The 11,130-nt window shown below is 41.2% G+C and carries 13 protein-coding genes and 1 tRNA gene; 4 read left to right on the forward strand and 10 right to left on the reverse strand.

Going from position 1 to position 11,130, the window contains the following annotated elements; genetic code table 11:
- Nucleotides 1–6: 6 nt before the first annotated feature.
- The 3 genes from ANME2D_RS03530 to ANME2D_RS03540 are packed head-to-tail and all read right to left on the reverse strand — an operon-like array spanning nucleotide 7 to nucleotide 1,822.
- Complete coding sequence (locus ANME2D_RS03530) at nucleotides 7–771, reverse strand: RAD55 family ATPase (RefSeq protein ID WP_048089140.1); 765 nt, start codon at nucleotides 769–771, stop codon at nucleotides 7–9.
- Between the two features lie 60 nt (nucleotides 772–831).
- Complete coding sequence (locus tag ANME2D_RS03535; RefSeq protein ID WP_048089141.1) at nucleotides 832–1,035, reverse strand: hypothetical protein; 204 nt, start codon at nucleotides 1,033–1,035, stop codon at nucleotides 832–834.
- Between the two features lie 49 nt (nucleotides 1,036–1,084).
- Nucleotides 1,085–1,822 (reverse strand): S16 family serine protease, encoded by a 738-nt coding sequence (locus tag ANME2D_RS03540; RefSeq protein ID WP_157833940.1) that lies wholly within the window; start codon nucleotides 1,820–1,822, stop codon nucleotides 1,085–1,087.
- Nucleotides 1,823–2,370: 548 nt separating this feature from the next.
- On the opposite strand from ANME2D_RS03540, the gene ANME2D_RS03550 reads away from it, so the two are divergent.
- Both ANME2D_RS03550 and ANME2D_RS18970 read left to right on the forward strand, forming a co-directional pair.
- Nucleotides 2,371–2,571 carry a hypothetical protein gene (locus ANME2D_RS03550; protein WP_157833941.1) on the forward strand — a complete coding sequence of 67 codons (201 nt, stop codon included), beginning with the start codon at nucleotides 2,371–2,373 and terminating at the stop codon, nucleotides 2,569–2,571.
- A 427-nt stretch (nucleotides 2,572–2,998) separates the two neighbouring features.
- A complete protein-coding gene (locus ANME2D_RS18970; RefSeq protein WP_394295687.1) occupies nucleotides 2,999–3,157 on the forward strand; it encodes a hypothetical protein in 159 nt (52 codons plus the stop codon).
- Here ANME2D_RS18970 and ANME2D_RS17250 read toward each other — a convergent pair.
- Nucleotides 3,154–3,270 (reverse strand): type I restriction-modification enzyme R subunit C-terminal domain-containing protein, encoded by a 117-nt coding sequence (locus ANME2D_RS17250; RefSeq protein WP_157833943.1) that lies wholly within the window; start codon nucleotides 3,268–3,270, stop codon nucleotides 3,154–3,156. The two genes, ANME2D_RS18970 and ANME2D_RS17250, sit on opposite strands and share 4 nt — an antisense overlap.
- A gap of 137 nt (nucleotides 3,271–3,407) precedes the next feature.
- Between ANME2D_RS17250 and ANME2D_RS03555 the strand changes: the two genes are divergently transcribed.
- Complete coding sequence (locus ANME2D_RS03555; protein WP_157833944.1) at nucleotides 3,408–4,088, forward strand: M50 family metallopeptidase; 681 nt, start codon at nucleotides 3,408–3,410, stop codon at nucleotides 4,086–4,088.
- Between the two features lie 43 nt (nucleotides 4,089–4,131).
- A complete protein-coding gene (locus ANME2D_RS03560; protein ID WP_048089146.1) occupies nucleotides 4,132–4,554 on the forward strand; it encodes a secondary thiamine-phosphate synthase enzyme YjbQ in 423 nt (140 codons plus the stop codon).
- Nucleotides 4,555–4,626: 72 nt separating this feature from the next.
- Here the strand turns inward: ANME2D_RS03560 and ANME2D_RS03565 are convergent.
- The 6 genes from ANME2D_RS03565 to ANME2D_RS03590 form a co-directional block, all read right to left on the reverse strand.
- Nucleotides 4,627–4,701 (reverse strand) — tRNA-Glu (locus ANME2D_RS03565).
- Between the two features lie 88 nt (nucleotides 4,702–4,789).
- Nucleotides 4,790–5,293, reverse strand: a complete 504-nt coding sequence (gene cgi121, locus ANME2D_RS03570; protein WP_048089147.1) for a KEOPS complex subunit Cgi121 — start codon at nucleotides 5,291–5,293, stop codon at nucleotides 4,790–4,792.
- Nucleotides 5,294–5,316: 23 nt separating this feature from the next.
- Nucleotides 5,317–7,200 (reverse strand): phosphoadenosine phosphosulfate reductase domain-containing protein, encoded by a 1,884-nt coding sequence (locus ANME2D_RS03575; protein WP_048089148.1) that lies wholly within the window; start codon nucleotides 7,198–7,200, stop codon nucleotides 5,317–5,319.
- Between the two features lie 164 nt (nucleotides 7,201–7,364).
- Nucleotides 7,365–9,314, reverse strand: a complete 1,950-nt coding sequence (locus ANME2D_RS03580; RefSeq protein WP_157833945.1) for a CARDB domain-containing protein — start codon at nucleotides 9,312–9,314, stop codon at nucleotides 7,365–7,367.
- A 59-nt stretch (nucleotides 9,315–9,373) separates the two neighbouring features.
- The gene (locus ANME2D_RS03585) at nucleotides 9,374–10,435 is read right to left on the reverse strand and encodes a hypothetical protein (protein ID WP_048089150.1); all 1,062 of its coding nucleotides are present in this window, start codon (nucleotides 10,433–10,435) and stop codon (nucleotides 9,374–9,376) included.
- 22 nt (nucleotides 10,436–10,457) lie between these two features.
- On the reverse strand, nucleotides 10,458–10,844 hold the full coding sequence (locus tag ANME2D_RS03590) for a hypothetical protein (RefSeq protein ID WP_048089151.1): 387 nt from the start codon (nucleotides 10,842–10,844) through the stop codon (nucleotides 10,458–10,460).
- Between the last annotated feature and the right edge of the window lie 286 nt (nucleotides 10,845–11,130).

Below are 11,130 nucleotides of genomic sequence, written 5' to 3' on the forward strand. Positions count from 1 at the left end.
TCCAGATTACCAGCCCATATTATCAAAAAGGCTAATCTTATCATTCATCACGGTTTCAGTTGAATGAACGACTATACCTCTTTCCTGAATCTCATATGGGTGCAGGCTCTCATCATGCTTGACGCCCCTCATCTTTAATATTTCTATTGCTCGAAGCCGGCATCCTCCTGCCCTGAATATATGCAGCCTGATAACACCTGATGAGAGATATTCTTCAATGCTGAATGACTGTGCACTATGCATCTCGCTGGTCATAAGGGTAGTACAATCAAGATATTCAAGATTTTTGATCAATTCAGATACGATCTGCCTGACATCTGTTCTGTCTACAGCTAATTTAAGGGATGTTATGGAATCGATGAACAGTCTTTTTGCTTGTATTTCTTCAACTTCGATTTGAATTTGCCTGAGGGTATCGGCGATATTTTTACTTGCAACGATAACACATGGGGTTCTGTCCTCTGGCGTTTTTGTAAACTTTGTGTATTTGAACGGGTTTGCATATATTATTTTAATTTTCTTCTGTGATATGAGTTTCTCAATATCCCAGCCAAATCTCCATGAGTCCCTGATTATTCTTTCCGGTGTTCCGTCCATAACAACGAGTACTCCGGGCTCATTAAAATTCGTTGCTCCCCCGACCAGGTATTGTATACCCAATGTGGTTTTACCTGCCCCTGGTCCACCGGTCACAAGGATTATATCGTTCTCGATATAACCTCCTTCGATTAATTCATCAAGCCCTGGGATAGCAGTTCTTACAGTGCCCATTAATTTCCTCGTTTTTGGCTATCCCGTGTATCTCTGGATATATATAATTAACTATAAAGATTAAGGGTGGGCAATGAACCTGTTTTTTTTAAACTCATCCAGGATAAGTTCTTTTACAGGAACATCCTCATCCTTGCATTTTTCTTCCTTCCATGCATCTATTGAGCGAAAAATGAAAAACATACCGTCCTTTTTTCTCGAAGCTTTGAGATTCGGGTCATCGGATCTATCAAAAAACGCTCGGTAGCCTTCTAAAATCTTCATCTAAGGATTTAATGTTCTATAGATAAATGAAGCTTGCGCATGTCCCTGATCAAGACGACTGTATGGAATACCGTGCAGCATCCTCTATAGTTCTAACTTCCATGATTTCAATCCCGATCTCTCCCACTTCACTTTTCTGCCCGGTGGGTACAAGAAACAGCACTGCACCGTATTGTTTTGCAGCCAGCGCTTTTTCTTTTGCCCCTCCTATCCTCCCGATTGAGTGATCTTCTCTTATCGATCCAGTGATTAATACATCATCTCTCAGTGTTTTACCCTGCATTGCGGCTATTGCGGCCAGGGTGATGGCACTGCCAGCGCTCCCGCCTGAGACTGTCGTGTCCCGTGTATCAACAGGGGCTTTTATATAAATTAATACATCCTTATCAACCAGGCTTGTTCCTGTGACCTCACGTGCGACCTTGATCGCAGTCTGAGCTGATGACTGGAGTGTCTCATCGAACAGTACGTTGGCCACATTAAGAAAAAGATCCCCTCTTCCACTTTTTATTATAATCTCAAGCGGGATCAAGTTGCCTTTATCATTATCATCCAGTGCCAGGACCCATGATTCGCTTTTAGCGACCATTGCGAGGTTGATGAGCTCTTCCTCGTATCTCTGTCTTGTTTGTGTCTCGTTCTTCAATAACTCCTCTTTCCTGGATAGATTAAGCTGCAAATTATCATTACTTCTTTCAAGTTCTGATATCCTCTCTTTTTGTTTCTCTGTGAGATCTTTCAGGGAGCTGACAGTTTCATCCTTCGTTTTTATTTCCTTAATGCTCAAATATAAAAAAGAAGATGAGCTGATCAGTAATATAAGAAGGATTGTAATTATTGTTTTTAGCAACCTGTTGTTATATGGCATTTACTACCATACCTGTTAATATGCCATTATGTAAAAGTCTTTTTAATTGATCTGCTCAAAGGGAACAGAACAAAAGCAGCCATAGCAAGATGTTAATCCGGTGAGAGACGAAAATGATATTATTAATTATTATGAGATGGGAGGGAGTAGATGATTAAGATACTGGAAGTTATCGTATATCTTTATATCGGGTTCCTCATAGGACAGATAAACCTATTTAATTTTATGTTCTCATCAATATCTGTCTCGATTGTTTTTTTTATTATCCTCTCCATAGTTCTCATCCCCCGTCTCGGAGGAAGGGGGGTTTTCATAATACTGGGTTTTTATGTATCAAATTTAATTTAGAACTGTGGCCATGGCTGGAATAGACTGTTACTGGAATGAAATTAGAAATAAATTGGTCTCAATAAAAGCTGGATGGTAGTATGGCCCGCTGGATAAAACCTCTGATGGTTGTGTTTAAAATGATAGTCTACCTGATATTATGGTGGATAACTGGAGGGATTATCATACTTATCGGCATTGGTATGGCGAGAAGGGAGCCTGACATAGTGACTATATTGATAGGCATAATTGTAATGGCTATCGGCTGTATTATCATAATTCATGGCAGTTTTAAAACATTTGTTAATTTTTTTGTAGAACTGGCTGCAGAGGAGGGCTGAAGGAACGAAAGGGTAGATACTTCTGCTTCAGTTAGCTTTAAGTACTTTATTCGTATATATACGAACAAATAGTGGGCAGGTAAAAATCTTTTTTAACCATTTCCACCTCCTATCCTATCCATACTGCCCACTATACTACCTAACTTTGACAGTTAAATAAAATAAGTGTCCCTAGCATGTTTGTATTGATTTTCCGCGAAGTCCAGCATCTTTTTACTAAATATTGGCCGCAGATAAACGCAGACGCGCCAGATGAATTTTGCGATAGAACACGGACTACACGGATGACACGGGCGCGCACAGATTGAAAATATCGGTAATTTTAAAAAAACCCGCGAAAACCTGTCTGATCCGTGTCATCCGTGTTCTATATTGATGCTGCTTCTCCACAGCCGGTCGTAAATATTGCCGGGCTTTGCGCTCTGGTATGAAAAAGTTCAATATACATCGCATAATCGTCTTTTTCATTGTTATTTTTGAGTGCCATAAGGAACTTGAGTCTGTCCTTGAAGGCTGGCTGATAGTTAAAATAAGACATGGCGATACATTGCCTGTGATATTATCCAATTCCTCGCCGAACAGTTAATACGGCCTCACAGCTCCGCCCCTCTCAAACCGCTGGTTTATTGTCTCAGGGAAAGGCTCAAGCACACTGCTCTTTCCTGTGGCGAACCGTATCAGGGAGATGATATTTGTCAAAAGCTTCTGCGCTCCAACCAGAAGGCTATATCCAGCCGCATGCTTTTATTAGCCAAAAACTATACTGAAAAGAGAACCACAATGAACAAAAAACGATTTATCAAGGTCATGCATATGCTTGACTGGTACAACTAAATATGTATATCATACTACTCCTGGCAATTGCGCTTTATCTGATCTCAGGATACTTACATTGTTCCCTGTCGTCAGTATCGAAAACTCTGTACGTTGTTCTTATGCTGCCAGGAACAATAGTACACGAATCCAGTCACGCAGTGGTTGCTTTGCTCATGGGTGCACGCATAACAGATTTCAGCGTTATGCCATCAGGGAACACCCTTGGATACATAGAACATACTGCTCCAAAGATACCTTTCATTGGAAATGCTGCTATATCAGTTGCCCCATTGATCGGATGTCCGGCAATACTGCTGCTTATAAGCCGCTACTTTGGAGTGCATTTTGATTCCCCACCAGGTTCTTTTGACATATTTATAGAAACAAGATTTTTACTCGAGGGAACTCTTTCTTTTATCACGGGCCTGGATTATTTGAACTGGAGAACATATGTTTTTCTTTACCTCGCACTGACGCTGGGAGCTGGTGCAGCGCCCAGTAGAACCGATATCATTAGCATGCTTCCAGGTCTAATTATTATTGTGGCAGCGATCTATGCATTGAACTACTTCGGGATCAACATTCTATATCTGTATATCATACTCTCCTGGTTAAGTGCAGCTCTTTCAGTTGCTATAATCCCTTTGCTGGCTGTAGCGGTCATTGTTGCGATGCTAAAGTTAATAATGCCTGTAACATAGAGATATACAAGAATATATTTATCCGATCCACCTATATTATTTCATGCCTGTAGAAACAAAAGAGATTTCAGTCACTGGTAAAGAGGATTGTGGGATTGTTGATATTACTGAAAAAGTCTCGGATGCTGTTAAAAATTCAAAAATAAAAAATGGAACGGTCACGATCTTTTGCATTGGCTCCACTGGAGCAATAACAACCATGGAATTCGAGTCGAACCTTTCAAAAGATATTTCAGAAACTCTTGATACGCTGATACCATTAGACAGGAACTACCACCATCACAGAACATGGGGTGATTACAATGGAGGCTCGCATCTAAGATCAACTTTCATTGGTCCAAGCCTTACAGTTCCTTTTGTTGAAAAAAGATTGACCCTTGGAACCTGGCAGCAGATAGTTTATATAAACTTTGATAGGATCGAAAAGACAAGAAAGATTGTGCTGCAAATGGTTGGTGAATCCTGAAAATAAATGTCATTTTACTCTAATATGTCTTTGTATAGCAGGACGAAGGCAGGATTCGTACTAATAACAAAATGCTCCGATGGGGATTTGAACCCCAGTCGTCAGAGTGAGAGTCTGACATGATTGGCCGTGCTACACTATCGGAGCGTGGTTATCTGAACGTAATTATATGGTTATTAAAGTTTCGTTTGTGGTGTAGCACTTTATATACTTATTTATTCAAATCGTCATTGTACTACTTAATCACATCTACGAGTGCGACCCTCTCTAATACAAATTCAGGGATTTTCTCATTACCCACAGCTTCTATTTCTTCTTTAGTGATACCGAAGGCCTGCATGATTGCTTTTTTCTTGGATTCATTGTACTGAAGCACATGTACGGGTTTTATTTCATTAAATAGTTCATCAAGTCCTGGTATTGCATGATCTTCCCCGACTGCAACCAGGACAATGTTATTTTCCCCCTTATGTACTCCAAGCCTAATCGCTCTATTTATCTGCCGTGTTCCTGAGGCATAGAGCATTATTTCTTTATCAAGATCGTTTGCTATATTTCTGCCTGTTTTGAATGAGTTTATTGCTTTTTCTACCGCGAACCTGATATGCTTCTCGCCTGCCAGTTTATCGGCATCAAGTGCCTGTATGGTTATATTTCTCTCTTTACTTATTTTCTTGATCTTATGCAGGAATTCATCCAGATTATCTATAAATGCCGTGCCTTCGAGAATATGTATCATTGATTCTTAATTACCGCACGTATTTAAATAACTGAACCGAACTTCACCACAGGACATGCCCGGATGCATTTTCCGCAGTGTGTACATCTCTCGTTGATTCTTGCTGTGCCGTTGATGCTGATTGCACGCTCTTTACACTGGCCCACACATACCCCGCATCCTGTACATGATAGGGCGCGCCATATAGTTTTTTCTGCAAGTTCAATTAATTGTCTTGTGTTTTTCTCATCCCTACCCCTTGCCACCACTGTACCGCTCGCATATACATGCACATTCTCCTCCCCTCGCTGTGTAAGAATTACCCCATCAATGGAATTTGTACTTCCGATTACCCTGAGCAGTCCTGTCTCTGAGACCTCCGGGAGATTCAGGGACGTACCGAAGCTGCCCTCTGCTGTTATTCCGCCTGCTTTGCATGGCCTGTAGCCCACTGTCATGGCAAAATGAACTGGTTTTTTCTCAGGTTTTGGGACAGTATCAATACCCATCTTTTCTGCGATCGATCTTATCGACTTTGGAAGAACCTGCCAGCGCCAGAAGCCGTATGTTACCCATGCATCAGGTAATCCACTCCGGGCGGCATATTCACGAAGATATCTTTCAAGCTTCTCACTTAACTCATGGTGAACCTCTGCCAGACGTGAAAAATCTGCCATGCTTGCTGAAGGGCACAGCCAGCACCCGATCCTGTCAAAACCCTCCTCATATAGAGGATTGTATTTTGCTTTTTTCCAGAAAAGATATAACCATACATGCAGTGCTGTCCAGTTCTGGATAGGGGTAGCTCCTATCTGGTTGCCCACCCATGGATTTCTCCAGATGTGCTCGCTGTTTGCCCTTATTTCGCTTTCGTATTTTCGCTGTCCTATAAATGTAAGGCAGCCATCCTCATAGTTATTCTCGATTAACTGCGCTATCGCCCCGAGTTTGCAGACCTTGCAGCACCATCTTGCCTCTACTGTGGGCGGTCCGAAATTATCTATGGATTGCCAGAATGAATCGCCAGAGGAATGGGATCTAAGAGGCAAAGAGAGCTCCTGTGCTATCTGTTTTACATTATCGATAGTCTCCTGGAACTCAAGGCCCGTATCAGCAAAAAGTATATCGAAATCTGGAACTGCATCGCGAACAAGAAGCAGGGTGGCAAGACTATCCTTTCCACCAGAGTATGATACGCTCACCGGTCTGTTAGAGGTCTTGATCACGTTCTTTATGAAACTATGCGCTTTCTCCTCGAATTTTTTCAATATATGCATATTTGCAGCCACAGCGTCATCCCAGGTTCTTTTCTGTCCCGTGTGTTGTTCCACAGGCACAGGTTTCCCGTTCCAGCGTGTTTTCACAGCAATGCCCTTTTCATGGGTGAGCATTCGCTCTGCGCTCATTCTTGCCCTGCCTGTTGCAATGACCTCTTTGTGCGGCGTAAGCACAATGACCTCGTCGCCCTCTATGATACTTATATCAGCATCATTAACCCCGGGTGCAAGCACTGAGGCACCTTTTATAATAAAATCAACTGCTCCTTCATCAACAATTACCCATTTTCTACCCCCTGTAAGCAGCCTTGCTCCCTCAAGCCTTGGAATGAATACCCATTCCATCTTCTCAAGTTCAAAACGAATTGAGCCCATGATTGCACCATCAAAGACCACCTCATCCATCCTGTCCTCATACGGTGCCTTGTTCAGGACTACAAGCTTACCTTCAGGGATTAATTTTACACCGAACTGTCTCTCGGTAGTCCTGTTGATAAGATCAATATCGTACTTAAAAGCCGGTCTGATATCACCTGGAGGGGTTATCTCGATCTTCTTTGTACTGGCTGTGCAGGCGCAGGTTTCCCCAAGTACGGGGAGGTTGCAGGAAGGACACCAGTACAGTAATAACTCGCCAAGGTAGTGGGTCATGGTTCCCCCTTGGTGTTTATACTACTTATATAGTGCCATCCGGATGGACTCATACATTTACAGCATCTGAATTGGCGGATGGTCTCTAATATGAGAGAATGTTTTTAAAAGTTTGCTAAAATCCTGTAGTAATAATTGGTGGCGCCGGGCCACCATCCTGGTATCTATTTCTTCTGCAGGCCTTTTGTCTCCTTATAACTGATGTTCAGCGAGGCGTTCCTCTGCTCTGCGCTTGAGATCGTCAGAGAAGGAAAGATAGTGAATGTCTTACTTGCAGCATTGTTTGTCTCATCGATCTCCCTGATGTAATCAAGTGGGTCTGCAGTTAGCGTCAGTGTATAGGTACCTGGGTACCAGGTAATCTCTACACTCAGATCTGTGCGCCCTCCTGAGAATACAGGTACCCAGGCGGATGCTTGAGCACTGTTCAGGGTAGCGGTCACATAGACGTAATAAAGAGTATCGGTATCAGTGCCTTCATTGTAGATAGAGGCATAGGCATAGAAGGGTGTATAAGCAACTGGTCTTTCAGTGGAAAGGGTTATAGGAGACATTACAAAATCAGGCAGTGGAACTATTGTTACAATTCTGCTCACATAGTTATTGCTCTTATTGGATTCTGGAACCCTGTTTCCCGGATCAACGCTTACAGAGATATTATACGAACCAAGGTTATCAGGTACCCATTTTGTTTCTATTGTTACCATATTCCCGGCTTTTAATACAGGTATTATAGAAGCGTTAATAATGGTACCATTTTTAAGGAACTGCATCTCTATGTTCTGAGCATCCCAGTATCCTGTATTGCGAACATCGGCTTTTAAAGTAATATTCTGTCCTTTTGTCACAATATCTGGAATAACCTGGATATTAGATGGCTCGAGATCAGGTGTTACCCTTTTCACTGCCTCGTATATGTCTATTCTTCCTGCGCCGTATTTATTATCCTTGCCCGCCTCTCCAAGGTCTACTGCGCTCTCCTCAATAACCTGCTGTACCTGGTCAGCGGTAAGATTCGGGTTTGCACTCAGCAATAGAGCAGCAGCGCCAGCAACATGAGGGGCCGAGGCAGATGTACCTCCGAAAATACCGTTATCTGTAGATACAAAGGTAGGGGCAACTATATCCGGCTTGATTATACTGTTGCCTGCGGCATCATATACCGGGCCCTGGCTGCTGAAATATGCAAGGTCATCCTGAGGGAAAGTGTCCCCGATGGCAAGCGAATCAAGTATTATTGCTAATGCTGGAGGGATCTGACCAGGTATTATCCCGCTTACAGCGGCCAGAAATGCCACTTTATCAGAATATGATTTGACCAGATTAGAATATGTTGCTCCTACAGTGAAAGAGTATTTACTTGTCCCAGGTGCTGAAATACTGGATTCTTGAACAGGGTGATCTATCCATCGGTGCTGCCCATCTACTTTTATATTTATTAAAGGAATTTCTTTAGCCTCAGGATATACAAAGATGTGGAATGGTGTGCCAATTACATCTGAAGAATTATAGCCTGTGGCGTTGGTTACTAAAAAATATATGTCTGAGATTGAGCGGTTGGTTGAAATTTCTACCCATTTGACTCCATCATTCCCTAACTTTGATGGATTTTCAAAAATTACAGGATATAGCAGATTCAGAACTGGAATTAACTCGATTCCACCAGCTCGTATATCAAGTTTATCTGCATCCTGTGGGTCTAAGTATAGGTATGTAGAAATATTACCATCAAGAATTTTAGAGAGTTTAACATCTAACGTCTCATCTCTCCATAAACCAGTTGAGAATTCATGCATTCCATCATTATCGCTATCCTGGAATGTACCCATGTAATGTAGGTTGGCGTAATTCCCGGCAGAGTTTATATATAAAGTCCCATTTTGTCTTGAAAATTTTATTTGCTCATATAGATCCCTATTATCATCATCTAACCTCAAGTGCGGTGCTGCTAAGGATACTGAAATTATATCCACTGCATCTCCTCTGGCATTTTCTATTCCTTTTAGCCAGTTCCCGCTATAATTGGTTATTTGGGCATCGGGTGAAATTGAGCGAATAACATCCATTACTTTAGCTTCGTGTAGCGATCCACCATCAATTACGGCGATTTTCACACGCGAGCCATCAGGTCTCAGCCCGGTAAAGCCGAGCCTTCTAACTTTATCCGAACCGATTATGCATCGCCTTCTATTATAGATTGGGGAACTGGTTTCGAGTCGAGATATATCATTTCCACGAATTCAATCTCTTCCAGATCACGAATTTTTTGGATCGGAGTCCAGGTATACAGCATGTTTCCATCAATATATGTTATATTAATCCCCAGTGATACCAAAATATCCAGATTCATTTGATTAAATTCTTTTATTACGATCCTGGAACTTATGTTATCTCCTTCTATTATAGTATGACCTGATGCTATGAAAGAGCGTGCAGCATCCATTCCTTGGGTCTCATAAAGATAGGCTGTATAATTTAAAGCAGTGCCCAGTTTTTTATTTTGATAAGGACTTGGCGGAGGCAAGGGTATATCTAGATCCATGTTTGTATTCTGTACAAGAACCTGAATGGATCTACTTCCAACATTTCCAGCAGAATCTACGGCATTGACCATTATCTTGTTCAATCCCTCTATTAGTGTGATATTATGGCTAATACTACCATTAATAACAGGTATCGTAAAAGTATAATTGTTGACTTTAAGAGTGGCTGTTGTTATATTTTGGCCTTGGATTGTTCCGATAACGGTCGTATTTAAAATAACTTGAGAGCCATCAAGAGGAACTGTAACTGGCAAAGAAGTATTATCTATCGGAAATAGTATATCAACCACAGGGCCAAGATACTCTCCTTCGATCCAGATTGTCAGAGTCTGCGAAGGATTGCTGTTCAATTTTACCTGAAGTACGTTGTGAGGTCTAAGTTTTATGGATTTGTTTATGAACTCGACCTGCTGGTTGAATTCATTCTGCCCTACAATAACATTATCATTAAGTGTAATTATTGCGCTGCTTACTCTGTTTTTCCTGTTTCCATTTTTAATATATAGTGTAAAGTTATCATCTGGACTTGGAACTGTGAAGTCAGCCTCAAATAAATCCGGAGAGCCAGTGGTTCGTTCATAAGTAACTGGTCCAAATACAGCACTTTTAACCTCTCCTGATGCAGCAGTAGTTATACCGACACTTAAAAACATTACTAACGTTACCGTTATATATACTATCATTTTTCTCATTTTTTATACCTCCTTATTTTCCTTATGAATTCTGTGGACGTGGCCTGACGTCAGGATATATAACTCTAATAAACTCCTGCTCCCCCAGATCACGAATTTTTGGAATCGGAACAAATGCTCCTATATGGGTCGAAGATACTGTAATTATATTTATTCCAAGCGACGTTAAAACATTAAGATTGGTCTGATTTACCTCTTCTTTGGCTATAATTCTCACTTTAATGCTGTCCCTCTCCAGAATTACATTTGAGTCATGTGAATAGTATGCCTTTGCTGCATCGATTCCCTGAGTTTCGTATATATAATATGTTTTGTTAATATACCAACCAAGCTTTGGATGCTCAAAATATCTATCTGGATAGCCAGTTTCATTATAACCTTTCGATCTCTCTTCTATACAGCCAAGCATCGAGATGCTGATTGTAAGAGCAATGATAACGATTGCAATACTTCTCGTACCTTCACCTGCCTATATCCCCTCAATTATATTATGCTAATCATTATTATACTATAGAGGATTTTGATTAACTTTGTTTTCTCACCCAGATAAATGCAATGATGGCATTTTTTCTGACATTTGGATATATTGTATTGTTACTCATGCCTTTTTAACCACTTTTTTGTAAATTTTTGATCTTTCTTCGATAGCTACCGCTATACAATTCCTTGTTTCTTCAAAGTTAAGAGTTGATATA

Source organism: Candidatus Methanoperedens nitratireducens, from assembly GCF_000685155.1.
Classification (GTDB): Archaea; Halobacteriota; Methanosarcinia; order Methanosarcinales; family Methanoperedenaceae; genus Methanoperedens; species Methanoperedens nitratireducens.